Source organism: Nesterenkonia sedimenti, from assembly GCF_012641515.1.
In the GTDB taxonomy this organism is placed as follows: domain Bacteria; phylum Actinomycetota; class Actinomycetes; order Actinomycetales; family Micrococcaceae; genus Nesterenkonia; species Nesterenkonia sedimenti.
In genome coordinates this window covers 26,752-51,863 of sequence record NZ_JABAHY010000004.1, presented here as the reverse complement: position 1 = coordinate 51,863, position 25,112 = coordinate 26,752, and the positions used below count along the sequence as shown (strand labels likewise).

Genomic DNA, 25,112 nt, shown 5'->3' with positions numbered 1-25,112 from the left:
GGCCTGGTATTGGGCGGGACCCCATTGTCACGCGGGTTGTGCAGTGGGTTACACCGTATCAACCCCTCGGCTGGTGCAGGTGGAGGCTCCTACTTCTGGTCAGCCGGCTGCAGCCGGGGCACTACCTGCACTGTTCCCTCGCCGTAGGTCTCATCGAATTGGGACTGCAGGGTCCCGTCGTCGTAGTCGACATCGACGATCACCGAGTTCTCCACCGGCTGTTCGTAGGCCGACTGGACTACCGAGAGTGACATCAACGCCTGCTGGATATCGCGCAGCTCTTCATGACCGCGTTCGACCTCGGTCACGCACAGCATGCCGCCCCATTCCTCTCGGATGGCGTCGTAGGCGGGATCGGGATCCTGGGTGACCTGGACGTTGAGGATGACGTATTCGGGGTCGTTGAGGGATGCCTCCAGTTCCAGCCGCTCTTCCTCATCGAGGTCGGGATCATTGATGTCCTCCTCGGCGTTGGGGTTCAGGGACTGATCAATCCAGGATCCGGCGTAGCCGTTGGCCTGTTCGGCCACGGCCAGTGCCTCGTGCATCTGCTCTTCGGAGACGAGGTCTGGGTCTTCGAGCTCGGCTTCGTCATGGAACTCCTCGCAGGGGCTGGTGAAGTCCACCTGGTGCTCGTTGATATCCCCGTCCCATTCCTCAGCCGGGGTGAACCTTTCGACTTCGAAGGTCCCCTCATGGGGGTCGTAGTCGCCGATCAGCACGTATTCACCCCAGCGGGTGTCCTCGGCCTCCTCGTATGTCTCGGGGTCCTGGTCATCCCAGTCCCAGCCGATCAGTTGGGGGCCCCCGCATTGGGGTGGATAGGACTCAGCGATGGCGCCGAGGCAGAGTTCCGGGTTCTCGCCGGTGTCCATCACGGTGGCCGGGTAGTCGGTGGTCAGCATTCCCTCGGGTGAGGGCGCGTCCACATCGGGTACCGGTGAGGGATTGCTTCCGGCATTTGCTCCGTTATCTTCACCGTTGCAGGCGGTGACTGCCAGCCCCAGGGTGAGGACTGCGGTGAGCGCGGCGGAGCGGTGCGGTCTTCTGGCGGCCAAAGGAGTCATGGCGCCAAGGTATCGCACTGCCCGCGACTGGTGGCCACTTTCCTATTCAGCGGCTCGCAGACTACGACGACGACGCTCCAGTTCCATCAGTTCGGCGTTGACCTTACGGTATTCCTCTGGTGAGGCTGCCGGGTCCATGCGTTGCAGCTGGCCGAGGAGGTTGGCCTTCTCGTGTTGGATCTTCAGCTCGACCAGGCGGTTGAGGATCTCATAGCAGTACCGGTCGAGGTGAGCCTCAGTTTTGGCCGGCAGGGCGGTGACCGCCAGTTCGGAGACCAGTGGCCGCAGTGGTTCGGGGACTTCCTGGCGCACCGTTTCGACCCAGGTACGGGGGTCGGTGGCTTCTGCTGCGGCGATGCGGATCCCATCGTGCAGGGCCTGGTGGGCCGGTGCGGTGAACCGAACGGTGAAGATCTCCTCCCACTGTTCGGCGGTGAGCCGGGCGGGATGTTGAAGGATGACTTCCAGAGCCTGGCGTTCCATCATCACCGCTGGGTCCCGGGTGTCGGGCCGCTGGTACTGGGGCCCGGGGGTCGAGTTCTCCTCAGGCGCGCTCTGCCGGCGGGGCTGTGCCCGGGGCGCCTCAGTCATGGCTTTTTCGACCTCATCGGGGTCCACGCCCATCCAGCCGGCCAGTTCGCGGGTATATGCCGAACGCAGGGAGTCATCTCGGATCTGGGTCAGCACCGGTGCTGCTGCTCGCAGCGCACCATGCCGACCTTCGATACTGCTGAGGTCCCATTCGCGCAGCCGGCGTCGCAGCACGAATTCCACCAGGGGTGTTTTGGCCTCGATGACGGCTTGGACTGCCTCATCGCCGCGGTGCTGGCGTACATCGCAGGGGTCCATACCGTCGGGGCCGACGGCGATGAAGGTCTGGGCGTTGAACTGGTGGGCTTCGTTGAAGGCTTTGACCGCTGCCTGTTGCCCGGCCTCGTCACCGTCGAAAGTGAAGACCACCTCGGCGGGAGTGCCGTCGTCGGAGAGCAGACGCCTGGCGATCTTGATATGTCCTTCACCGAAGGCGGTGCCACAGGTGGCCACCGCAGTGTCCACACCAGCGATATGGCAGGCCATGACGTCGGTATACCCCTCGACGACGACCAGCTGACGTTTCTTGGCGATATTCCGTTTGGCGTGCTCAATCCCGTACAGGACTTGTGATTTCTTATAGATGGGAGTCTCTGGGGAGTTGAGGTATTTCGGTCCCTGGTCCTCCTCATAGAGGCGCCGTCCGCCGAAACCCACGGTGTTGCCAGTCATGTCCCCGATGGGCCACATCAGCCGCCCGCGGAACCTGTCGTAGAGGCCTCGGCGGCCCTCGGAGAACAGGCCGGTGTCTTTGAGCTCCTCATCGCGGAAGCCCTTATTGCGCAGATGCCCCAGGAGGTTGTTCCAGCCTTGCAGTGAGTAGCCGACCCCGTATTTCTCGGCGTGGTCCTTGGTAAAGCCGCGGCCGGTGAGGAAGTCTCGGGCGATCTGAGCCTCTGGGGAGCCCAGGGCACGTTGGAAGAACTCATCGGCGATCTTATGCGCATCCAGCAGCCGCTGCCGGCGTCCGACCTCAGCCTTATCTGGACCTTTGCCGCCGTCCTCATACCGCAGTTCGATGCCGTATTTCTCAGCCAGACGCTCCACGGTCTCTTGGAAGGTGGTGTGCTCCATGGCCTGTAGGAAGGCGATGACGTCCCCGGATTCCCCGCAGCCGAAGCAGTGGTAGGTGCCCACCTGGGGCCGGATGTGGAAGCTGGGGGTGCGTTCGTCGTGGAAGGGACACAGGCCTTTCCAGGAGCCGATTCCGGCTTTCTTCAGGGTCACATACTGTTCGACGACCTCGCGCAGATCGGCGCGTTCTCGCACCGCATCGATATCCTCACGCTTGATCAGTCCAGCCATAGGGACCAATCTACCCTCGCAGGGGCACTGTCCTCTTCCCTGGGGAAAACCCCTGGGTGAACATCGGGCTTAAGCTGGTGAGCTATGAGCGAGTTATCTGGTCGGGACCGTGTGGCTGCCGCTGCCGAGGCCCGTGGAGTCAGTGTCGAATTCACCGAACGTGGGCAGGCCACCTCCTTGGAGGAGGCCGCCGCCAATCTGGAGGTCTCCCCCGGCGAGATCGTCAAAACACTGGTGGCTAAGGCCAAACTGACCCAGACCACCTCGGAACACTCCTATGTCTTGGCGCTGATACCCGGTGATAAGCAGGTGGACTGGGCGAAGCTGCGCAAACTGGCGGGTATGAAGAAGATGTCGATGGCCTCTCCGGATGAGGGCTTTGCCGCCACCGGCTATCGACCGGGGACGATCAACCCCTTCGGCACTGCTGAGGAACTTCCCATCTACGCTGATGCATCGATCAGTGGGCAGGTGTCCCTCGGCGCCGGCGAACCGGATCTGAATCTGTTCGTCGACGCCGAGGAGCTGTTTTCAGCCTTCAATGTGACCCTTGGGGATATTTCCAAATAAGCCGCGGGACAGACGCCGAGGGCTTATTCCACAACGAGGATGAGGTCTCCACCCTCAACCTGCTGCACCGCATCGATGGCCACCCTGGCCACTGTCCCACTGGTGGGCGCGGTGATCCCGGACTCCATCTTCATCGCCTCGATCGTGGCGATGGTCTGACCGGCTTCAACGCTTTCCCCCTGTGCGACCTGGACAGAGACAGCACCTGCGAAGGGCGCGGCGATATGCCCGGCGTTATTGGCATCTGCCTTCTCCGCGACGGCGACCTTCGATTCCACGGACTCATCGCGGACCATCACCTGGCGGGCCTGGCCGTTGAGAGTGCACATCACTGCCCGCATCCCCTTCTCATCGGGTTCGGAGATGGTCTGCAGGGTCACCAGGAGGCGCACACCCTTGCCCAGGGAGATCACATGTTCATGGCCGGAGGTCATTCCGTAGAGGTAGTCCCGGGTGTGCAGCACGTGGACATCACCGTATTTCTCCCGGGCCGCCTCGAAGTCGCGTGTGGGCCCGGGGAAGAGCAGCCGGTTCAGAGCTGCCCGCCGGGTGCTGGAATCGGCATCCAGGGCCTGGGAGTCCTCCGCGAAGAGGTCCTCCTCCACCGGTTTGACGGTGCGCCCTTCCAGGGCTTTGGACCGGAAAGGCTCCGTCCAGCCACCTGGGGGGTCACCGAGCTGTCCGGCCAGGAATTGGATCACCGAATCCGGCAGGTCGAAGCTCTGCGGGTTCTGTTCGAACTCCTGGGGGTCGGCCCCGGCACCGACCAGCTGCAGGGCAAGATCACCGACCACTTTGGATGAGGGGGTAACTTTGACCAGCCGGCCCAGCATCTTATCGGCGGCGTAGTACATATCCTCGATCTGCTCGAACCGCTCCCCCAGACCCAGGGCGATGGCCTGCTGTCGCAGGTTCGAGAGCTGGCCACCGGGGATCTCATGCCGGTAGACCCGGCCGGTCGGTGCTGGAAGTCCTGATTCGAAGGGCTGGTAGATCCCTCGGATGGCCTCCCAATAGGGCTCCAGAGATGCCACGGCCTCAAGGCCCAGACCCGTGTCTCGTTCGGTGTTCTCCAGCGCTGCAACCAGTGCAGAGGCCGGTGGCTGAGAGGTGGTCGAGGCCATTGATGCAGTAGCAGTGTCCACCGCGTCGACCCCGGCCTCGGCTGCGGCCAGAAGGGTGGCCAGCTGGCCGCCAGCGGTGTCGTGGGTGTGCAGATGCACCGGCAGATCGAAACGCTCCCGCAGGGCGGTGACCAGGATCTTGGCAGCTGTTGGCCGCAGCAGACCGGCCATATCCTTGATCGCCAGGATATGGGCCCCGGCGTCGACGAACCGCTGGGCCAGATCCAGGTAGTAGTCCAGGGTGTAGAGGTCCTCATCGGGATCGGTGAGGTTCCCGGTGTAGCACAGGGCCGCCTCGGCCACTGCGGTACCGGTGGCTCGCACGGCCTCGATGGCGGGGATGACCTGGTCGGCGTCGTTGAGTGCGTCGAAGATCCGGAAGATATCGACACCGGTGGCGGCGGCCTCCTCCACGAAGGCCTGGGTAACCTTCAGCGGATAGGGGGTGTAGCCGACAGTATTGCGTCCGCGCAGCAGCATCTGCAGCGGAATATTCGGCATTTCCGCCCGCAGCCAGGCCAGGCGGTCCCAGGGGTCCTCGGAGAGGAACCGCAGGGCCACATCATAGGTCGCCCCTCCCCAGACCTCAGCGGAGAACAGCCCCGGGGTGACATGTGCGACCGCAGGGGCAGCAGCCAGCAGATCGCGGGTGCGCACCCTAGTGGCCAGCAGGGACTGGTGGGCATCCCGGAAGGTGGTATCAGTGACCGCCAGGGCAGTGTTCTTCCGCAGCTGGGCGGTAAAGGCTTCGGGGCCTTCGGCCAATAGGAGGTCGCGCCAGCCCGGGGGTTTCGGCTGATCGGAGGGACCGTCGAAGGGTGAACGATCCGGCTCATCATGCTTATCGCCGGGGAACCTGGGCAGCTTATCCCGAGGGTCGATGCCCTGCACCCGGGGACCATGCGGCTGGTTGACAGTGATATCAGCCAGGTACTGCAGAGCCTTAGAGCCGCGGTCCTGGGACCGGTTGGCTTTGGCCAGCTCAGGGTGTTTATCGATGAAGTCGGTGGCCACATCTCCTGCGAGGAATTCCTCGGAGTCCAGCACATTGAGCAGGAAGGGGATATTGGTAGCCACACCACGGATGCGGAATTCGGCCAGTGCTCGACGGGCCCTGGCCACGGCCGTGAGGTAGTTGCGGCCGCGGGCGGTGAGTTTCACCAGCATGGAGTCGAAATGCGGGCTGATCTCCGCGCCGGTATAGGCGGTGCCACCGTCGAGCCGGATTCCTGAACCACCGGCGGAGCGGTAGGCGGTGATCGATCCAACATCGGGCCGGAAGTCATTGGCGGGGTCCTCTGTGGTGATCCGGCACTGCATGGCCGAACCGCGGACTCGCAGCTCCTCCTGGACGATGCCGAGATCGGCCAGGCTCTCCCCGGCGGCGATCCGCATCTGGGAGGCCACCAGGTCGATATCGGTGATCTCCTCGGTGACGGTGTGTTCAACCTGGATACGGGGGTTCATCTCGATGAAGACATGCTGTCCAGCCCGCTCCCCTGCGGTCTCCAGGAGGAACTCCACGGTCCCGGCATTGCGGTAGCCCATGGCTTTGGCGAAGGCCACGGCATCGGCATGCAGGGCCTGCCGGACTTCCTCGTCCAGATTGGGGGCCGGGGCGATCTCAACCACCTTCTGGTGGCGGCGCTGCAGGGAGCAGTCTCGTTCGAAGAGGTGGACCACATTGCCCTGCCCATCGGCGAGGATCTGAACCTCAATATGCCGGGGGCGGACCACTGCCTGCTCAATGAATACCGTGGGGTTGCCGAAGGCAGTATCGGCCTCGTTCATCGCCGCCTTCAGCGCATCGGGCAGCTGTTCGCGGGTCTCCACCCGGCGCATACCGCGCCCGCCACCGCCAGCTACGGCTTTGACGAAGACCGGGAAGCCGATCTGCTCAGCAGCAGCGATGAGCTCATCGACATCCTTGGAGGGTTCGGAGGAGTCCAGAACCGGGACACCGGCTGATTTCGCCGCCCGCAGGGCCTTGACCTTATCCCCGGTGGATTCGAGCACATCAGCAGGGGGCCCGATGAAGGTGATACCCGCCTCTTCGGCAGCGCGGGCCAGATCTGGGTTCTCGGAGAGGAAGCCGTAGCCGGGGTAGATGGCATCGGCTCCGGAGTCCTTAGCGATCCGCAAGATTTCCTCGACATCGAGGTATGCCCGAACCGGATGTCCCTCCTCGCCGATGCGGTAGGATTCATCGGCTTTCTGCCGGTGCAGGGAGTTGCGGTCCTCATGTGGGTAGACGGCCACAGTACGGGCGCCAAGCTCCACACCGGCTCGTAGGGCGCGGATCGCGATCTCGCCGCGGTTGGCTACCAGAATCTTTGAAAACATCAGTCAGAACCTTCCGGGGTCATTCAAATAGCCGCCACCCCATTGTGACGGCCAGCACCCACATTACATGGCTGAATGTTTCAGGCTGCTGACACGGAGGTCTCAGAGGGTGTTTCAGACCTCGAAGATCCGTCCAGTATCCAGTCCCTGGACCGCACGCACATATGCCCTGCCGACCAGCTCATCGGGCACCGGGGTGAAACCGGGGAACTTCGGGTGATATGAGGTTGCGCTTTTGAGCACATTGGGGCTGACGATGTTGAGTCGGATACCCCGCGGCATTTCCGGAGCGGCGGCGTAGACGAAGGCATCGAGTGCACCATTGGCCATGGCTGCTGGGGCGCCTTTGGCGATCCGTTCTTTACCGATGATGCCGCTGGTCAAGGTGATCGAGCCGCCGTCGTTGACGTAGTCCAGGCCGCGGGTGACCACACTGAGCTGGCTCAGTGCCTTGCCGCGGAACCCGGCCAGAAGATCCTCCTCAGTGAGATCCTCCACCGCTCCCCCTGGTGTCACCCCGGCTGCCGAGACCAGAGCATCCACGGGGCCGATCGCCGCCAGGGCTGTGCTGATGGTCTCCGGTTCCGTGAGGTCCACTCCGGGGCTTGTGCTGCGGGAGAGGCTGATCACCTCGTGGTCGGCTTCCAGGCCGAGTCGTGCAGCCCGCCCAACAGTTCCATTGCCTCCGATGACGGCGATCTTCATAGCGCTCCTAGGATGAGAACAGGACATTGGTGACCGGCTGGCCCTTGACCAGGGTCGCATACCACTCCAGGCAGGCCCCGTCGGTCAATGAGGCGATCTGGTCGATGATGGCTCGATGCCGCCCGGCGTCATCCTCGGCGGCACGGAAGTCTGCTTGGAAGGGTGGTTCCAGGAACCGGTCTCCGGTCTCGACCAGCAGGCTGTGCAGCTCTTTGAGGACTTCGGTCTGCCGGGTGTAGACCGGCAGCTGCTCCCGCGAGGCCATGATGTAGTGGGCTGCGATCCCCTTCATCACGCAGATCTCCTCCAGGGTCTCCGGCGGGATCACAAGATCAGATTCGTGCCGGACCAGAGGGCGGTCGCCATAGGCCTGGCGGGTGGCACTCCAGAATGCGTGGCAGAACCGGCCGATCAGCTCGGAGGTCATATTCTTCAGGGCCGCCAGGGATCGCCGGGATCCATCGGATTCGTGGACCCAGTTCTGGCTGGTCTCCAAACGGGCGATGGCGGCGTCGATCTGGTCCTCCGGGGTCTCCGGGAGGTACCACTCCTGGGTGGTCTGGATGACCCGGGCTCGTTGGACGGAGTCGGTGAGGAACTTCAGCTGGAACCGGCCGTTGACGATGCCGTCCTCGACGTCATGAACGGAATAGGCGATGTCATCGGCGGCGTCCATCACCTGGGCTTCCATGCATTTGCGGGTTCCGGTGACATCCTGTCGCAGCCACCTGAAGACCTCGAGGTCATCCTCATAGGCGCCGAATTTCTGGCTGCGGGTGCCATCTGGTTTCAGCGGTGCCTCATGGGCCCGCCAGGGGTATTTGACCGCGGCGTCCAGGGAGGCCCGGGTGAGGTTGAGCCCCGCCGAACGTCCATCAGGGTGGAAGCGTTTGGTCTCCAGTCGGGTGAGGATACGCAGGGTTTGGGCATTGCCCTCGAAGCCGCCGATATCGGCAGAGAGGTCATTGAGCACCTTCTCCCCGTGGTGCCCGAAGGGCGGGTGGCCCAGATCATGGGAGAGGCAGGCGCCGTCGACGACGTCGGGATCGCAGCCCAGCAGCCGGCCCAGTTCCCGTCCCACCTGGGCGACCTCCAAGGTGTGGGTCAGCCTAGTGCGGGAGAAGTCATCATTACTGGGTGAGACAACCTGGGTCTTCGCTCCCAGGCGGCGCAGAGCTGAGGAGTGCAGCAGCCGGGCCCGGTCGCGTTCGAAGCTTGAGCGGTAGACGGATTTTCCGTGCTCGGGCACCCAGCGGTCTTCATCCACCTCGGAATAGCCCGGGGCCAGGGCAACGTACTGCCCCTCCACCCGTTCGACATTGCGCACGGTCATCTGTTGTTGCCTTCCCTCACTTCACGGTGCTCCCAGCCTACCGGCCCAGGAAGGAGGTTCAGCCCCCGGAGGTGTCGACCTCGGCAGCCTGGATCATCGCGCGCTGGTCCTCGTTGAGCTCCCGGTCGACCAGCCAGTCCTCGGGCAGATGCACCTTCTTGGGGGATCCGGCCCGACCACGGGGCCCTTCGGCATCCTCACCGGGATAACCGATGCTCTGATCCAGCTGGCCCAAGAGATCCTGAAGCTGGGCGAGGGACTCCACGGTCACCAGCTGGGTGCGCAGCTTCGAGCCCACCGGATAGCCCTTGAAGTACCAGGCAACATGTTTACGGATATCCTGCATGGCCTTGCGCTCGTCGCCGTCGAAGTATGGGATGAGCATCTCGGCATGCCGCAGCAGGGTCTGACAGACCACCGAAACACCTGGCTGGTGGCGTTCAGGCCTACCTTCGAAGGCAGCCTGCAGGTCCCCGAAGAGCCAGGGGCGACCTTGACAACCACGACCGACGACGACGCCGTCGACCCCGGTCTGCTCCACCATCCGGACAGCGTCCTCCGCACTCCAGATATCACCGTTGCCCAGCACCGGGATATCAGTCAGGGAGTCCCGCAGCCGTTTGATGGCGTCCCAGTCGGCCTGCCCGGAGTAGTGCTGCCGGGCGGTGCGTCCATGCAGGGCCACGGCCACGACTCCGGAGTCGCGGGCGACCTTGCCGGCGTTGATATAGGTCAGATGGTCCTCGTCGATACCTTTGCGCATCTTCACGGTCACCGGGATATTGCCCCGGGAAGCCTCACGCACTGCCGTGGAGACGATGGATTCGAAGAGCTTGGTCTTCCAGGGCAGGGCTGAGCCGCCGCCTTTGCGGGTGACCTTGGGAACGGGGCAGCCGAAGTTGAGGTCGATGTGATCAGCCCGATCCTCTTCGACCAGCATGCGCACCGCGTGCCCGGTGGTCACGGGGTCCACCGAGTAGAGCTGTACGGAGCGCGGCACCTCATCCGGCTCATGTTTGATGATCCGCAGGGATTCCGGCCGGCGTTCGACCAGGGCGCGGGCGGTGACCATCTCGTTGACGTAGAGTCCGCCACCGTATTCGCGGCAGAGCCGGCGGAATGCGGTATTGGTGATCCCGGCCATGGGTGCCAGCACCACCGGGGTGTCCACGGTGATGGGGCCCAGGCGCAGCGGGGGCAGCAGAGGCTGCACTGGCGTCTCAGACGCCTCAGGCGGCGTCGTCGGGCGTTCAAGAATCTCGGTCACAGCACTATTGTCCGGTATCGGTCAAGTTTTCATAGGGCTTTGCAACTTTCATAGGGATATAGCCCTATGAAGAGTCCATAACCCTATGAAAAGTGGGCTAAGCGGGGTACTCAGGCGTCCCGGGCGTAGATCAGAGCTTCGAAGTCCACCTCGGCCTCGTCCCGGGCGGCCAGCTCATCGGTGACGGTCTTCAGCGGGACCATGGCATCGTCGACCTCCACAGAGACCGGGTAGCGGGCGGCCACCAGTCCCAGAAGCTGCCGGACGGCGTATTCGGCCTGGTCCTCGCGCAGTTCGGGGTCCCAGCCCAGCAGAACATCGGCCGGATCTTCGGTGCGCTGCGGGGTGTAGCTGACCGCGAAGGCAGTGATCGGCCGGTTGCTCTCATCCTCGGAGGAGGTATCCCGCAGGACGACGGCCCCGGTGGCACCGGCCTCGGGTGCCAGCAGCATCTGCTGGGCCCGGCCGATGGTCATCTCGGAGCGGTCCCACTCGTGGACGGCGTTGTAGAAGTCGGCGACCAGCTGGGTCAGCTCCACCGAACCGGTGGCGATGTCCTCGAGGTCGATCGGCAGGTTCTCCACATCCGGGACTGCCAGGCTGCCCGGCTGGATGATGACCTTGCGGGAGTGCTGGATCTTCCGGAACCCGTTGTCCTTCAGGAAGCACTGGGCGGCCGAGCCCTTGGCGCAGCGGGCCTTCAGGGACTGCACCTCACAGTTGGGGACCTCTGCCTCCAGGATCTGCAGCAGCTGGGCGGCAACACCTTTGCGGCGCTGCTCCGGGGCGACCTCGATGTAGAAGGAGAGCCGATCCGGGTGCAGAGAGGACCGGAAAATGGTGGCAGCGGCCACCGGCACCCCCTCATCCTCCGCCACAATGCAGCGGGACCAGGGGTCGTTGGAGGAGGGCCGCAGGAGGCTGCGGTCCTGGTGGTGCATGGGATTCTCGGGGTCCCCCCAGAGCTCCAGGAGCTTGAGGTCGTCCCCTTCGGCCCACGGGCGGACCGTGAGGCCGGATTCGAGAGTCAGCGTTGGAGTGCCCTCAGGCGCGGTCGGCAACATCGCCAGCTAGCGTAGACCCCTTTGCCCCCGCGCGCAAAGCGTGTGGGGCCAAGGGATTCCTAACCCAGCAGTTTGGCGGCCAGATAGCTCTGCACCTGGTCGAGGCTGACCCGCTCCTGGGTCATCTCATCGCGGTCGCGGATGGTGACCGCCTGGTCCTCCAGGGAGTCGAAGTCGAAGGTGATGCAGAAGGGTGTGCCGATCTCGTCCTGGCGGCGGTAGCGGCGGCCGATGGCACCGGCGTCGTCGTAGTCAATATTCCAATGCTTGCGCAGGGAATCGGCCAGCTTACCGGCCGGCTCGGCCAGCTCAGGCTTCTTCGACAGCGGCAGCACCGCGGCCTTGACCGGGGCCAGTTTGGGGTGCAGTTTCAGCACGGTCCGCACATCCACACCGCCCTTGGTGTTCGGTGCCTCATCCTCGGCGTAGGAGTCCACCAAGAAGGCCATCATTGAACGAGTCAGACCGAAGCTGGGCTCGATCACATAGGGCACGTACCGCTCTCCGGAGGCCTGGTCGAAGTAGGAGAGCTCCTTGCCGGAGTGCTCGATGTGCTGGCCGAGGTCGTAATCGGTGCGGTTGGCGATACCCATCAGCTCACCCCATTCGGAGCCGGGGAAGCCGAAGCGGTACTCCAGGTCGATGGTCCGGTCGGAGTAGTGGGCCCGCTCATCGGCCGGCACATCGAACTCACGCAGGTTCTCCGGGTTCAGGCCGAGATCGGTGAACCAGGCAACGCAGGCCTGCACCCAGCTGTCGAAGTGCCCACCGGCCTCAGCGGGCGGGACAAAGTACTCGATCTCCATCTGCTCGAACTCGCGGGTGCGGAAGATGAAGTTGCCCGGAGTGATCTCATTGCGGAAGGCCTTACCGATCTGGCCGATGCCGAAGGGAGGCTTCTTCCGGGCAGTGGTGACCACATTGGCGAACTGGGTGAAGATGCCCTGGGCGGTCTCCGGGCGCAGGTAGTGCAGGCCGGATTCGTCATCGACAACACCCAGGTAGGACTTCACCAGTCCGGAGAATTCGCGGGGTTCGGTGAACTTGCCCTTGGTGCCGCAGTCGGGGCAGGGCACCTCAGCCAGACCGCCCTCGGGGGCCCGGCCCTTCTTCTCCTCGAAGGCCTCAATGAGGTGGTCCTCGCGGTGGCGCTTATGGCACTGGGTGCATTCGACCAGGGGGTCGGTGAAGGTATCGACATGCCCGGAGGCCTTCCACACTGCCGAGGGCAGGATGATCGCCGAGTCCAGCCCGACCATATCCCCGCGTCCACGCACGAAGGTCTGCCACCATTCGGCTTTGATGTTCTCCTTCAGCTCCGTGCCCAACGGGCCGTAGTCCCAGGCGGAGCGGGAGCCGCCGTAGATCTCACCGGACTGGTAGACGAAGCCGCGGCGTTTGGCCAGGTTGATGACTTTGTCGAGCGTGGATTCAGGCATGGGAATCATCCTACCGTCGTCGGAAGTCGGGAAGAGAAGCGACGACGACGGCGACCAGAGTCAGCACGGTGCCCAGCACTGTCGCGGTGGTCACCACCGAGCCCGGGGCCGGGGCCATCAGATCCAGCAGAAGGGCGCCCAAGAGTTGACCGGCGATCATGCCCATGGCGGCCACCAGCACCCCGACTTTGGTGACCAAGACCGCGCCCAGGGCGATGAAGACGATGCCCAGGGGCCCGCCGATGTAGTACCACCATTGGGTGGGTAGCTGGCCGGGCACCCCGCCGTCGAGAATCAGTTTCACCGCCCAGACCAGTAACAGCAGCAGTGTTCCGGAGAGGAAGTTGAAGAAGGTTGCGGGGATGGGGCTGCGGTAGGCGGCGGATTGGCGGCCGTTCAGTGCCTGCTGGCCGGCGTTGAGGAAGCCGCCGGAGAAGGGCAGGACCACCAACAGCAGCAGGATCAGCAGTTCATGTTCGGTCTCGCGCAGCTGCGGTGAGACTGACCAGAGCACCGCCAGCACGGTCAAGATCGCCCCGATGACGCGGAAGCCGGTGATCGGTTTGCGACCGGCCGGTCCCAGGCCGATCCGGTCCCAGAGCAGTCCGCCCACTGTCTGGCCGGTCACCACGGCCACAGTGAAGACCGCCACTCCGATCAGCCCGATGGTCAGCGTCTGGGTCAACACGAAATAGGCACCGGCACACCCGGCCAACAGGTACCACCAGCGGACCTCGCCGCGCTGGAAGGCCGGACGGATCCGGGCCATGCTGCGCCGACCCCCGGGGGTCAGTGCTGCGATGAGGGTGATGGCGATCAGACCGGTGGAGAAGCTGATCGCGGCGGCCAGATAGGGGTCTTGGGTCTCTGCTGCCAGGGCGGCGTTGACCCTCCCCTGACCAGGGATGGCCATCCCCGCGGCGAGCATCACCAGCAGCAGTGAAGCCCACACCAGCGGCGAGCGCGGTGCGGCATTGCTGTCAGTCATGGAGATAACAGTAGTCTGGATTTATGGAGACCTTCGAAGTGCCCATCCGGGATGAGTCCATTCGGCTGGGGCAGCTGCTGAAACTGGTCGGTGCCGTGGAGAACGGTGTGGTGGCCCGTGAGGTGATTGCCGAGGGTCTGGTCACCCTCGACGGCAAGGTGGAGACCCGGCGCGGGGCTCAGGTCCGCCCCGGCCAGAGGGTCGTCTTCGACGGCGAGGAAGTCGGACTCCCCTCAGCGACCCTCGAGGTCACCTCCGAGTCCTGAATCCGGGCGCTGCCCTACCGCTGGCCCTTGAGCACTGTCGCGGTGAGGAACTCGTTGATATGCCCGATCTCCTGGGGCACCACACCGTGGCCCGCCCCGGCGTAGAGCACCTTGGTCAGCTTCACCGTCTGGTTGGCCCAGCGGTGGGTGTAGTCGATCTGCTCACCGGGGATGATGGGGTCCTCCTGATCGCGTCCCCAGAAGAACGGGATCTTCTGTGCGGCAAGGGCGTCGTCGTCGAAATAGCCTTCCAGCTCCTCCCCGCGGTTGGGGTCCACCGCAAATCCGGAGAGCCCGACGACGGCGGCGAAGGCCTCCGGCCGGGTGCGCAGCAGTGAGGTGGCCATGGCCATTCCCATGGAGAAGCCGATCAGGGTCACCGAGGAGTGGTTGCCGCGCACGGAGTCGATCCACTCCCAGAGGTCCTCAACCGCCTGTCGGGCGGCACTGGAGGAGTAGGCCAGGCGCTCAACATCCAGTTCGAACCAGGTGTAGGCGCCGAAGCCCATGGACACCGGTGCGCGCACGCTGGCGTAGGTGAACTCCTGGGGCAGTCCGGGAACCAGACCTAAGAGGTCCTGCTCATTGGCCCCATAACCGTGCAGCAGCACCGCCAGGGGTGTGCCTTCCCGCTCGGATTCGGACCGGGACCATTCCACCGTGTAATCAGTTGCCATAGGCACCACCCTATCGACCTCGCAATGGACGTTACTGGTCAGTTCATACACAATGAGGATGTGACCGGAACCGAAGACACCACCCCCAGCGCAGCACCTGAATACGAGACCGTCGAAGGGGCTGATCCCGCCCACGCGAAACACCCGTGGCAGCGGTATGTGGCCCTTGGTGACTCCTTCACTGAGGGGATCGGTGATCCGGATCCCTCCCGTCCGGGGTATCACCGGGGATGGGCTGACCGGATCGCCCAGGAGCTGGCCAATGGGACCGAGAACTTCGCCTATGCGAATCTCGCGGTGCGCGGCCGGTTGATCCGGCAGATCCGCGATGAGCAGATCGCCCCGGCCCTGGAGCTGAAACCGGATCTGATCACCCTCTGCGCCGGTGGCAATGACGTTATTCGCCCCGGTTCCGATCCCGATGAGACCGCCCGGGTCCTGGACACGATGGTCCAGCTGCTGGCCACTACCGGGGCGACCATCGTGCTGTTCAACGGCCCGGATGTCCGCGATACCCCGGTGATGGGTTCAATCCGCGGCAAGGTCGCGATCTTCAATGAGAATGTGCGCACTGTCGCGGCACGGTACGACGCCGTCGTCGCCGATATGTGGAGCCTGCGGGAGCTGACCGCCAAGGAGATGTGGGATGAGGACCGGCTGCATTTCTCCGCCCTGGGGCATCACACGATCGCCCGGATGGTGCTCGATACTCTGAATGTTCCTCATGACCTGGATCCGGTCCAGCCCCAGCCGCCGGTGGAGCGGTCCTGGCGTGAGGCCCGGGTCGATGATGCGGTCTGGGCCCGGCATCACCTCTTCCCCTGGGTGCTGCGGCGTCTACGTGGACGCTCCTCCGGGGATAACATCACCGCTAAGCGTCCGAATATCGAACCGCTCTTCGGCGGGTCTATGCCCCCAGGCGGCGGCAGCGAGGAATCTGAAGAGTCCACCCCCTGAGCCTCGAGGGGTAGCTACTGGATCCCGACCCAGTCGGTGCTGCCGTCGGTGTAGAACTGCTTCTTCCAGATCGGCACCTCGGCTTTGATCTCCTCGACCAGTTCCGCGCAGGCGGCGAAGGCCTCGGCCCGGTGCGCTGATGCGCAGGCGGCCACCAGGGCGTGATCGCCGATGGCCAGATCCCCCACCCGGTGGGCGGCCCAGATCCGCACCCCGGGGTGCCGGCTGCTGATGCTCTGGCATACTTCGGCCAGCACATCCGCGGCGCTGGGATGGGCGCTGTAGCTGAGCCGGTTCACCGAGCGGCCGCCATCGTGGTCCCGGACAATTCCGGAGAAGACGACGACGGCGCCGCACTCCTCCGACCAGGCCTCCTCCTCTGCCTGGGCGGGATCCAGGGCGGTTTCGGAGATGGCGGTGTGGACTGTGGTCATGCTCGGCTCCAGTCCCCGGAGGCGCCTCCGGATTTGGCCAGGACTTTGGTCTCGGTGATCACGGCCTCGCGGTGGACACCTTTGATCATGTCGTAGAGGGTCAGCCCCGCCACTGATGCGGCGGTGAGGGCTTCCATCTCCACTCCGGTGCGGCCGGTGGTCTTGACCTCGGCGGTGATCAGCACCTGCCCCGGCTTGGGGGTATCAACCTCGAGGTCCACGGTGACCTTGGCGATCGGCAGCGGGTGGCACAGCGGAACCAGTTCCGAGGTGCGTTTGGCGGCCATAATCCCGGCGATGCGCGCGGTACCCAGGGCATCTCCCTTGGCCAGGGAGTTCTCCGCCAGCATGGCGGTGACCTCCTCGGTAGTGGTGACCACCGTGGTGGCTGCTGCCTTACGCTCGGTGACATCTTTGGCGGAGATATCAACCATCTGGGCGCTGCCGTCACCGCGGACATGGGTGAGCTTCTGGTTCATAGCAGGATGGCCTCCCGTTCTGTCCCCGCAGGGACCTCAGTATCGTCTTCGCGTAGTTCCAGCAGGGCATCGGCGGCGGCCAGATGCGCCAGCAGATGTGAGCTGGGCCCGCCCACCGGATGGGCTTCTGCCACTGCCCTATCCTCTGGGGTCTGCAGCCGCACGCGCCGGTATTGGCGCAGCCCCGCCGGTGAGCTCAGCTGCTCCGCGGTATGCACCAGGACTCTGCGCTGGGGCGGGCAGGCCGGGTCCAGCGCAGCCAACACTGGGTGCAGCAGCACCTGCAGGGTCACCGCGGTGCTGACCGGATTGCCGGGCATAGCCACCAGGGCGGCATCCCCCAGCCGCCCCCAGCCCTGGGGGCCACCGGGCTGCTGTGCCACCGACCCGAATTCCACTCCACGGGCTTGAAGGCCCTGGCGGACGACCTCATAGGCACCGGCGCTGATCCCTCCGGCGGTGATGATCAGCTGCGGCTGGTGTTGCTGCTGCAGGGCCTCCAGGGTCTGGATGAAGATGGCCGGTTCATCACTGGGGACACGTGCTGTGGCCACCTGGTGGCCGAATGCCTGGCAGGCCTCGCGGATCAGGGCCCGGCTGGCGTCGTAGAGCTGTCCCGGGGCCAGGGGCTCACCGGGGGCCTGGACTTCTTCTCCGGTGGTGACCACCAGGGTTCGGATCGGCGACAGGGCGGTGATTTCGCGGATCCCACAGCCGGCCAGCAGTCCCCACCGCGCCGGGGTCATGACATCCCCGGCCTGCAGGATCACCGCGCCCTGCTGAAGATCGGATCCGGCAGTGCGGATGAATCGGCCGGTCTGGAGGTCTTGGTCCTGAAGCTCGGTGAAGTGGACAAACGGGTGCTCACCGGCTGCATGAGCGTCCAGGACGCTGAACCCATCGGCGGTTCGCTCCACGGGGATGACCGCATCAGCCCCGGCAGGGATCGGCGAGCCGGTCATCACCGCCTGGCAGGTCCCGGGCACCAGCTCAGCGGCCGCAGTTCCGGCAGGGACTATCCCAGCCAATCGCAGTCGGGGTGAGGCTCCCTCATCGCCGGCGGCGACGAGATCGCTCAGCCGCAGGGCGAAGCCGTCCATCTGGGAGTTGTCGAAGCCCGGCAGCGGCACCGGGGATTTCACCTCGGCGGCACTGACCAGTCGGCCGCCGGGGCCTTGGTCGACGTCGAGAGTTATCGACTCCCGGTTCTGCAGCACCGGGGCCAGGAGACGGTGCAGCCTGTCGATATGCTCATCTACACCGGCGCGCCGACCCGGCTGCTGCCCATTGGGCTGTGCCGGCTGGCGCTGGGGCGTAGAATGGACAGTCATGGGTTCCAGGGTAGCGCTCCCCGATCCCCGGGTGATCCCTGTGCCAGAACAGCCTCCCGAGGACCTGAGCTTCGAAGATGGTCTGCTGGATCGGTTCGGCCGCCGCGCCACGGATATGCGCCTCTCCCTGATCGATAAATGCAATCTGCGCTGCACCTACTGCATGCCCGCCGATGGGCTGCCCTGGCTGGCCAAGGATCAACTGCTATCGGCTGAGGAAGTCCGCCGCCTGGTGCGGATCGGCGTCGATCTCCTCGGCATCGGCGAGCTGCGCCTGACTGGGGGTGAGCCCCTGGTGCGTAAGGACCTCGAGGATGTGATCGCCGGTATCCGTGCTGATCACCCTGAGCTTCCGGTGGCTCTGACCACCAATGCGATCGGCCTGGATAAGCGCGCGCAGGCACTGAAGGATGCGGGTCTGACCAGGGTCAATATCTCTCTGGACTCGGTCCACCGGGAGACTTTCGCCCAGCTGACCCGGCGGGATCAGCTGCCGGCAGTGCTACGCGGGGTCAATGCCGCTGCTGAGGTTGGGCTGACCCCTTTGAAGATCAACGCGGTGCTGGTCAAAGGGGTCAATGATGCTCAGGCCCCGGATCTGCTGGCCTGGTCCCTGAAGAACGGTTTCGAACTGCGGTTCATTGAGCAGATGCCCCTGGAGGCGGAGAAGACCTGGCAGCGTGAGGCCACGGTGACTGCTGCCGAGACCCGTGAGCTGCTCAGCCGCAGCTACCGGTTGAGCCCAACGGATGAGGACCGCGGTGGGGCTCCGGCGGAGCGTTTTGATGTCCGTGAGATCGACGACGACGCCTCGGCACCTGTTCTGGGCCGGGTGGGCATTATCGCCAGTGTCACCGAACCATTCTGCGCTGCCTGCACCAGGACCCGGATCACCGCCGAGGGCCGGGTGATGAGCTGCCTGTTCTCCCGCGAGGAGACTGATCTCATGGATCTGCTGCGTCAGGGGGCGACTGATGAGCAGATTGCTCAACGTTGGGCTGAGGCTATGTGGGCCAAACCGGCCGCCCATGGCACTGATCGTCCCGGTTTCGATCTGCCGGGCTTCACCCGCCCGGACCGCTCGATGTCTGCGATCGGAGGCTGAGATGTCTACGCTGACCATCCGGCTCTATGCCGCTGCTGCCGATGCTGCCGGCACCCATGAGCTTACTGTGCAGCTGGAGAAGCCCTCGCGGCCGCTGGCCGAAGTCCTCGAGGAGCTCTCTCAGCGGGGTGAATCCCTTCAGCGGGTCTGTCGCCAGTCGAGTTTCCTGGTCAACGGCACCCGCACTCCGGTGGAAAAGGGCACGGTGGCAGCAGGCGACGTCGTCGATGTCCTTCCGCCCTTCGCCGGCGGGTAGACCTACCGGCCGCGGGCGGCTTCGCCGATGGGTACGAATTTGAGGCTGAGCCCATAGCTGCGGTCCTGCAGCTGTTTGAGGTAGCCGGCCGAGATCATCGTCCGCAGCAGCCGGTGGACTGTAGCGGCAGGCAGATCGGTGGCCGAGGCCAATTCGCTCAGGGTCGCGTTGCCGCCGCGGCCTGCGATGACGGTGACGATCTCTAGGGCCCGCTCCACTGATTGGACTCCATTGCGGCGTTCGGTGCCGGCTCCCCTGGTCTGGCTCATGAGGCGTTCACCGCCCGCAGATGGCCCCGTCGGTGCACCTTGGGGCTGTCCTGCGCCGGTGCACCATAGTTGTGGATCAGCTCCCCTGCGCTGCGCAGTGCGGAGGTGGCATCCTGGGCGTTGAACAACACTGTTCCGCCCACCACGGCTCCAACGACCGTGCCGTGAATCTCGTAACGCTCATAGGCGGTGATGGGATTCTTATGGGCCAGTCCCCCGGCTGAGACCACATGGGTCTGTTCGGGGTCGAAGATCAGGAAGTCGGCCCGGTGGCCGCTGGTGATCTTCCCCTTGGGCAGGCCCAGCAGTCGGGCGGGGGTGGTGGCGGTCCACCGGCTGACCTCTGCCAGTCCGATTCCTCGGTCGGCGGCTGCACTTGCCACGGCAGCGAAGCTGACCTGCAGGCCCGAGACTCCGGGGCGGGAACCGCTCAGATGGTCTCCCCGGTGGCGGTATTTCTCATCCTTAGTGACCGGAGTGTGCCCACTGGCGACCACGGAGAGGATTCCTTCCTGCAGTCCGTCCCACAGGCCTTCGCGTTCGGCCGCACTGCGGATCGGCGGATAGGCGGTGAATGATGCTGCCGATGCATCGGGGATCTGCTCGGCGGCGAAACAGAGGTAATGGGCAACTGTGCCGGCGCTGAGCGGCAGACCCTCCTGTTGGGCGCCGTGGATGGCTTCAACTGCAGCGACAGTTGTCACCTCCTGGACATGGGTGCGGCATCCGGTCTCCCGGACCGCATCGATGATCCCGTGGACTCCCGCCAGTTCTGCCGCGGGCGGGCGGGCTGCTGCCCAGTCGGAGTAGCTGCGTATACGTCGGCTCCCCCGGCGGGTTCCTCGTTCAGCTGAGCTGAGGCTCTGTTCCTCCTCCGGGTGGACGGCGATCAGCCCTCCGAACCGGCGGACCCGCTGCATGGCCTCCCTGAGCTGAATGAGGCTGACCCGGGGAAATTCCGGCAGCCCCGTGCCGCCCAGATGCGCGACGAAACCCAGTGCCCCGGCCTCCCAGAGTGGTTCGAGCTCATCGGTGTTGCCGGGGACGATTCCGCCGAAGAACCCGGTGTCCACATAGGTCTTACCGGCGGCGGCCCGGCGTTTGGCCTCCAGTGATGCGACACCTGTCGTGGGGGGAAGTGAACCGGAGGGGGCATCGATGAGTGTGGTGACCCCGCCCAGGGCCGCTGCCATTGTTCCGGTGGTGAAACCTTCCCATCGGCTGCGTCCAGGTTCGCTGAGCCGCACGGAGGTGTCCACTGCCCCGGGCAGCAGTACCTGTCGGGATCCCAGCAGTTCGATACCGGATCCGGCGGAGACCTCACGGGCTCGCACAATAGCGGCCTGGTGGTGGGTGTCACCGGCGTCGATGGTCCGGATGCGGCGAATTGTGCCGTCATCGCGGATCTCGATGTGCGCCGCGGACAGCCCCTCCTGCAGGAGGACCTGCTCGGCGATGAGGTGGCGCACTGTCATGCGCCTCACTGTACGAAGGAGTTATTTCAGCAACGTTGCCTACGTGTTCACAGTGGATATCAAGGTTCAGCGGTTCTGCTTCCGCCGTACCACAGGGATCGGGCCGGTGGCCATCCCGCCCATAGCGGCTGGCGCAGAGGGTGTGGCCGGACACGGTGAGGGGTCACCGGGGCGATGCTCATCAGATGGTGTGCCGGAATCCTCATGGCGGATCTGATGCGGCTGTGTGTGCTCAGTCATGTCACTTAGCGTACGCACCAATCCGCCACAGCGGAACTCCCCCGGTCAGTATCCCCTACAGTCCGAGGGTCTGGCGGATCTCGGTTCCCAGCTGTTCAGCGGAGGTCAGGAATCCATCGTGGCCGATCGGGGAGTCGATCAGATGGACCGGATGCTCCCCGGGGATGCCCTGGGCGATCTCCTGGGACTGATGCGGGAAGTAGAGCCGATCAGTGTTCACCGCAGCCAAGAACGGCTGAGCGCTGATCCGGCCCAGGGCAGCGTGGACTCCCCCGCGGCCTCGGCCGATATCGTGGCTCATCAGCGCCTCGGCCAGGGTGATATAGGCATTGGGGTCGAAACGTTTGGTCAGTTTCGCGGCCTGATGGTCCAGATAGGACTCCACCTGATACCGCCCGCTGCGGGACTGCGGACCCGCCAGCTGGACCCCGTCAAAGGGGTCCTCCGCCCCCTGGGGTGCCCGACCGAACCGGCCCTGCAGCTCCGCTTCCGAGCGGTAGGTGATATGCGCAATCCGGCGGGCCAAGCCCAAACCTGCCTCGGGAACCGGCCCCGGATAGTAGTCCCCACCGTTGAAGAAGGGGTCATTGCGGATCGCCTCGACCTGGGCCTGACCGAAGGCGATCTGCTCAGCGGTGGCCGCTGCCCCACAGGCGAAGACCCCGACGCCGCCGACGAACTCCGGATAGGTCGCCGCCCATTCCAGGGCCCGGGCACCACCCATAGAACCGCCGACCACTGCATGCAGCCGGGTCACCCCAAGGTGCTCCAGCAGCCGGCGCTCCAGGTGGACCGCATCCCGGATGGTCACAAAGGGGAACCGTGAGCCCCAGGGATGCCCCTCGGGATCGGCCGAGGCCGGTCCCGTGGAGCCGTAGCAGCCGCCGACCATAGCCGGTGCGATCACGAACCATTTATCGGTATCGATGGGCCGGCCATGGCCCAGCAGTCCTTCCCACCAGCCGATCCCGGGATCCTCCGGGGATGAGGCCACATGGGTATCCCCGGTCAGGGCGTGTGCGACCAGCACGGCGTTATCCCCTGCGGCATTGAGCTGACCCCAGGTCTCATAGGCCAGGGTCACCTGAGGCAGGTGGCCGCCGGTTTCAAAACGGAAGCTGCCGGCCTCGTAGGTCTTCAGCGCGCCGTCGGGGCGGATGCCGAAGTCGTTGCGCAGGCCGCCGGGGCGTTCCAAAAGCTGATCGCTGGCCATGGCTTAGGCCTTGGGCGCTGCCGCCAGCGCCTGGTCGAGGTCGGCGAGGATATCGTCGATATGCTCCAGGCCCACGGAGAGCCGGACGAGCCCAGGTTTGACCCCTGCGGCCAGCTGATCGGCCTCGCTGAGCTGACGGTGGGTGGTCGAGGCTGGGTGGATGGCCAGGGAGCGGACATCACCGACATTGGCCACCAGGGAATGCAGCTCAAGAGCATCGACCAGCGCCTGACCGCGGCTGGCCTGCTCCTCGGCAGTTTCGCCATAGACCTCGAAGCTCAGCACCGCACCAACACCCTTGGGGAGGTATTTCTGGCCCCGGCTGTACCAGGGATTATCGGCCAGACCGGAGTAGTGGACCGCCCGGACGGCCTCATGGGCATCCAGGAACTCGGCGACCCTCTGGGCATTGGCCACATGGCGTTCCACGCGCAGACTCAGAGTCTCCAGACCGAGGTTGATCTCGAAGGCGTTATGCGGAGACAGGGCAGGCCCAATATCGCGCAGCAGCTGCACCCGCGCCTTGAGGATATAGGAGAGGTTGACCCCGAAGATCCCCTCCGGTCCGAGATCGCGGCCGAAGACCAGGCCGTGGTAGGACTCATCGGGCTGGCTGAAGCCGGGGAACCGCTCGGGGTAGGCCCCGTAGTCGAACTTTCCGGAATCGACGACGACGCCGGCAATGGCTGTACCGTGCCCGCCGAGGAATTTGGTGGCGGAGTGGACCACCACATCGGCGCCGAAGTCGATCGGCCGCAGCAGATACGGGGTGGCCAGGGTGTTGTCCACGATCAGCGGGGCACCGTATTCGTGGGCAACCCCGGCCACAGTCTCGATATCGAGGATGTCGGTGCGTGGGTTGGCGATGGTCTCGGCGAAGAACGCTGCCGTGTTCTCCTGGATCGCGGCCCGCCAGGATTCGGGGTCATCGGGGTCTTCGACGAAGCTGACCTCGATGCCGAACTTCGGCAGAGTGTGCTTGAAGAGGTTCTGGGTTCCGCCGTAGAGGGAGGGCGAGGCCACGACATGGCTGCCGGCCTCTGCGATGTTCAGCAGCGCCAGGGTGGTTGCAGCCTGCCCGGAGCCCACTGCCAGGGCCCCGACCCCGACTTCGAGGGCGGCGATCTTATTCTCGACAGCCTCCACTGTGGGGTTCGTCAGTCGGGAATAGATGGGACCCAGTTCCTCGAGGCCGAAGCGTTTGGCCGCGGCCTCAGTGCTGGGGAAGACGAAGCTGGTGCTCTGCTGGATGGGCAGGGCCCGTGCCCCTGAGCCGGGGTCCGGCTCAACACCGGCGTGGATCTGCAGGGTCTCGAATTTGGGTTGGCTGGTGCCAATGGTGTCACTCATGGTGATGCTCCAAGGGGTCTCAAAGACCTGCACTGGGAGCCAGTGAAGGTCCGCGCTTGCCGGGACGGGGTTTTCCGTCCGGCCAGGTCGTCACCCGGGGCACCCCACCGCGAACTGGAGGGTTGCCGGCCACCAAACCGGGGTTTTGCAGTGGCACTCTTGACCTCATTACATAGTTTGCTGATCAACACGCGTCTTCGCAAGTTCAGGCCGGAGACCAGACCCAGGGGTCCCGGGGCAGGGCCTGGGGGTCGAATGCCTCCAGGGCCTGTTGGAGGTCGCCTGCTGGGAGCCCGAGGGAGCCCAGCAGCTGATCCCTGACTTCCTCGGGGCTGATCCCTTGCTCGGCCAATTCAGCCAGGGTGACAGCCCCATCGCGTTTGGCCAGGCGCTTGCCCTCACCATTGACCACCAGGGGAACATGGGCATAGCTGACAGCCTCGGCCGCGTCGGACCCGTAGAGCAGCCCACGCAGATAGGCCTGCCGGGGTGCGGAGTCGGCGAGGTCATCGGCGCGGACCACCTGGTCCACCCCGGTGAGCTGATCATCGACGACGACGGCGAGGTTATAGGCGGCTGCCCCGTCATTGCGGACCAGCACAAAATCATCCACCCCGGCAGTGATAGGCCCCAGCAGCTGATCCTCCACCGTGTACTCATCAACTCCGGCCAGCAGCCTCAGGGCGGGGTTTCGTTCCTGGCGACGGCGAGCGCGTTCGGCCTCACTGAGCTGTCGACAGCTGCCCGGATAGGCCCCCGGTGGCGCATGCGGGGCCCGTGGCGCCTCCTGGATCTCCCGGCGGGTGCAGAAACACTCATAGACCATTCCCCGCTCACGCAGCTGCGTGAGGGCGTCGTCGTACTCTTTGCCGCGTTGGGACTGGTAGACCGGCTGCTCATGGAAGGTGATGCCCAGAGCGGTCATATCCTGCCACTGCCGGTTATCGGAGCCCTCAACGGTCCGGCCGGCGTCGAGATCCTCATAGCGCAGCAGCAGTTTGCGCCCACTGGCCCGGGCGAAGAGCCAGGCCAGCAGGGCGGTGCGGAGATTGCCCAGATGGAGGTCTCCTGAGGGGCTGGGAGCATAGCGTCCGGCAGGCATGACCTCCACTGTAGACCGGCACCTGGACCGGCTGCCGCTGCTGGGATCCGTGTGCTTGACATCACAGTACTGCTGGTGCTTCAGTTGTTTACTGACCGATTGGTCTGGAATTCGGTCGACGCTATTCGACGCACCCATTGAGGAGCCCCCATGACAGACACC

The 25,112-nt window shown here is 64.8% G+C and carries 24 protein-coding genes and 1 riboswitch; of the genes, 5 read left to right on the top strand and 19 right to left on the bottom strand.

What is annotated here, in order from left to right:
- Window positions 1-89: 89 nt before the first annotated feature.
- Window positions 90-1,067, bottom strand: coding sequence for a hypothetical protein (locus HGQ17_RS05830; protein WP_168887039.1), 978 nt, complete (start codon window positions 1,065-1,067; stop codon window positions 90-92).
- 42 nt (window positions 1,068-1,109) lie between these two features.
- Complete coding sequence (dnaG, locus tag HGQ17_RS05825; RefSeq protein WP_168887038.1) at window positions 1,110-2,963, bottom strand: DNA primase; 1,854 nt, start codon at window positions 2,961-2,963, stop codon at window positions 1,110-1,112.
- Window positions 2,964-3,047: 84 nt separating this feature from the next.
- Between dnaG and HGQ17_RS05820 the strand changes: the two genes are divergently transcribed.
- A complete protein-coding gene (locus HGQ17_RS05820; protein WP_168887037.1) occupies window positions 3,048-3,533 on the top strand; it encodes an aminoacyl-tRNA deacylase in 486 nt (161 codons plus the stop codon).
- A gap of 23 nt (window positions 3,534-3,556) precedes the next feature.
- Here HGQ17_RS05820 and HGQ17_RS05815 read toward each other — a convergent pair whose 3' ends face one another.
- From HGQ17_RS05815 to HGQ17_RS05785, 7 genes are all read right to left on the bottom strand, one after another.
- Window positions 3,557-7,000 carry a pyruvate carboxylase gene (locus HGQ17_RS05815; RefSeq protein WP_168887036.1) on the bottom strand — a complete coding sequence of 1,148 codons (3,444 nt, stop codon included), beginning with the start codon at window positions 6,998-7,000 and terminating at the stop codon, window positions 3,557-3,559.
- A gap of 114 nt (window positions 7,001-7,114) precedes the next feature.
- A complete protein-coding gene (locus tag HGQ17_RS05810; RefSeq protein WP_168887035.1) occupies window positions 7,115-7,705 on the bottom strand; it encodes a short chain dehydrogenase in 591 nt (196 codons plus the stop codon).
- Window positions 7,706-7,712: 7 nt separating this feature from the next.
- Window positions 7,713-9,038: a deoxyguanosinetriphosphate triphosphohydrolase gene (locus tag HGQ17_RS05805; RefSeq protein ID WP_168887034.1), complete on the bottom strand. Its 1,326-nt coding sequence runs from the start codon at window positions 9,036-9,038 to the stop codon at window positions 7,713-7,715.
- A 58-nt stretch (window positions 9,039-9,096) separates the two neighbouring features.
- A complete protein-coding gene (dusB, locus tag HGQ17_RS05800; RefSeq protein WP_324615208.1) occupies window positions 9,097-10,296 on the bottom strand; it encodes a tRNA dihydrouridine synthase DusB in 1,200 nt (399 codons plus the stop codon).
- Between the two features lie 119 nt (window positions 10,297-10,415).
- A complete protein-coding gene (locus tag HGQ17_RS05795; RefSeq protein ID WP_168887033.1) occupies window positions 10,416-11,369 on the bottom strand; it encodes a GNAT family N-acetyltransferase in 954 nt (317 codons plus the stop codon).
- A 59-nt stretch (window positions 11,370-11,428) separates the two neighbouring features.
- Window positions 11,429-12,817 (bottom strand): glycine--tRNA ligase, encoded by a 1,389-nt coding sequence (locus tag HGQ17_RS05790; protein WP_407670756.1) that lies wholly within the window; start codon window positions 12,815-12,817, stop codon window positions 11,429-11,431.
- Window position 12,818: 1 nt separating this feature from the next.
- Window positions 12,819-13,796 carry a DMT family transporter gene (locus HGQ17_RS05785; protein ID WP_168887031.1) on the bottom strand — a complete coding sequence of 326 codons (978 nt, stop codon included), beginning with the start codon at window positions 13,794-13,796 and terminating at the stop codon, window positions 12,819-12,821.
- A gap of 23 nt (window positions 13,797-13,819) precedes the next feature.
- Between HGQ17_RS05785 and HGQ17_RS05780 the strand changes: the two genes are divergently transcribed.
- Window positions 13,820-14,062 (top strand): RNA-binding S4 domain-containing protein, encoded by a 243-nt coding sequence (locus tag HGQ17_RS05780; protein WP_168887030.1) that lies wholly within the window; start codon window positions 13,820-13,822, stop codon window positions 14,060-14,062.
- Window positions 14,063-14,076: 14 nt separating this feature from the next.
- Here the strand turns inward: HGQ17_RS05780 and HGQ17_RS05775 are convergent, their stop codons facing one another.
- The gene (locus tag HGQ17_RS05775; protein ID WP_168887029.1) at window positions 14,077-14,739 is read right to left on the bottom strand and encodes an alpha/beta hydrolase; all 663 of its coding nucleotides are present in this window, start codon (window positions 14,737-14,739) and stop codon (window positions 14,077-14,079) included.
- 60 nt (window positions 14,740-14,799) lie between these two features.
- Between HGQ17_RS05775 and HGQ17_RS05770 the strand changes: the two genes are divergently transcribed.
- Window positions 14,800-15,696 (top strand): SGNH/GDSL hydrolase family protein, encoded by an 897-nt coding sequence (locus HGQ17_RS05770; protein WP_324615200.1) that lies wholly within the window; start codon window positions 14,800-14,802, stop codon window positions 15,694-15,696.
- A 14-nt stretch (window positions 15,697-15,710) separates the two neighbouring features.
- On the opposite strand, the gene HGQ17_RS05765 is transcribed toward HGQ17_RS05770, so the two are convergent.
- From HGQ17_RS05765 to HGQ17_RS05755, 3 genes are read right to left on the bottom strand one after another with little or no spacing between them, the layout of a single operon-like run.
- Entirely contained in the window at window positions 15,711-16,130 is a 420-nt protein-coding gene (locus HGQ17_RS05765) for a molybdenum cofactor biosynthesis protein MoaE (protein ID WP_168887027.1), read from the bottom strand.
- The gene (gene moaC / locus HGQ17_RS05760) at window positions 16,127-16,609 is read right to left on the bottom strand and encodes a cyclic pyranopterin monophosphate synthase MoaC (RefSeq protein ID WP_168887026.1); all 483 of its coding nucleotides are present in this window, start codon (window positions 16,607-16,609) and stop codon (window positions 16,127-16,129) included. Before moaC ends, HGQ17_RS05765 begins: the two co-directional genes overlap by 4 nt.
- The gene (locus HGQ17_RS05755) at window positions 16,606-17,940 is read right to left on the bottom strand and encodes a molybdopterin molybdotransferase MoeA (RefSeq protein ID WP_168887025.1); all 1,335 of its coding nucleotides are present in this window, start codon (window positions 17,938-17,940) and stop codon (window positions 16,606-16,608) included. Before HGQ17_RS05755 ends, moaC begins: the two co-directional genes overlap by 4 nt.
- Here HGQ17_RS05755 and moaA point away from each other — a divergent pair.
- Both moaA and HGQ17_RS05745 read left to right on the top strand, forming a co-directional pair.
- Window positions 17,939-19,045 carry a GTP 3',8-cyclase MoaA gene (gene moaA / locus HGQ17_RS05750; RefSeq protein WP_168887024.1) on the top strand — a complete coding sequence of 369 codons (1,107 nt, stop codon included), beginning with the start codon at window positions 17,939-17,941 and terminating at the stop codon, window positions 19,043-19,045. The genes HGQ17_RS05755 and moaA overlap by 2 nt on opposite strands.
- 1 nt (window position 19,046) lies before the next feature.
- Complete coding sequence (locus HGQ17_RS05745) at window positions 19,047-19,301, top strand: MoaD/ThiS family protein (RefSeq protein WP_168887023.1); 255 nt, start codon at window positions 19,047-19,049, stop codon at window positions 19,299-19,301.
- Between the two features lie 2 nt (window positions 19,302-19,303).
- On the opposite strand, the gene HGQ17_RS05740 is transcribed toward HGQ17_RS05745, so the two are convergent.
- From HGQ17_RS05740 to gluQRS, 6 genes are all read right to left on the bottom strand, one after another.
- Window positions 19,304-19,570, bottom strand: a complete 267-nt coding sequence (locus tag HGQ17_RS05740) for a helix-turn-helix domain-containing protein (RefSeq protein WP_168887022.1) — start codon at window positions 19,568-19,570, stop codon at window positions 19,304-19,306.
- Complete coding sequence (locus tag HGQ17_RS05735) at window positions 19,567-21,045, bottom strand: amidohydrolase family protein (protein ID WP_168887021.1); 1,479 nt, start codon at window positions 21,043-21,045, stop codon at window positions 19,567-19,569. The genes HGQ17_RS05740 and HGQ17_RS05735 overlap by 4 nt, the downstream gene beginning before the upstream one ends.
- A gap of 66 nt (window positions 21,046-21,111) precedes the next feature.
- Window positions 21,112-21,285, bottom strand: a complete 174-nt coding sequence (locus HGQ17_RS05730) for a hypothetical protein (RefSeq protein WP_168887020.1) — start codon at window positions 21,283-21,285, stop codon at window positions 21,112-21,114.
- Between the two features lie 55 nt (window positions 21,286-21,340).
- Window positions 21,341-22,498 carry a homoserine O-acetyltransferase MetX gene (gene metX, locus HGQ17_RS05725; protein WP_168887019.1) on the bottom strand — a complete coding sequence of 386 codons (1,158 nt, stop codon included), beginning with the start codon at window positions 22,496-22,498 and terminating at the stop codon, window positions 21,341-21,343.
- Between the two features lie 3 nt (window positions 22,499-22,501).
- A complete protein-coding gene (locus HGQ17_RS05720) occupies window positions 22,502-23,848 on the bottom strand; it encodes an O-acetylhomoserine aminocarboxypropyltransferase/cysteine synthase family protein (RefSeq protein WP_168887018.1) in 1,347 nt (448 codons plus the stop codon).
- A gap of 47 nt (window positions 23,849-23,895) precedes the next feature.
- A riboswitch (SAM riboswitch) is annotated at window positions 23,896-24,013 on the bottom strand.
- A 40-nt stretch (window positions 24,014-24,053) separates the two neighbouring features.
- On the bottom strand, window positions 24,054-24,950 hold the full coding sequence (gluQRS, locus tag HGQ17_RS05715) for a tRNA glutamyl-Q(34) synthetase GluQRS (protein ID WP_168887017.1): 897 nt from the start codon (window positions 24,948-24,950) through the stop codon (window positions 24,054-24,056).
- Between the last annotated feature and the right edge of the window lie 162 nt (window positions 24,951-25,112).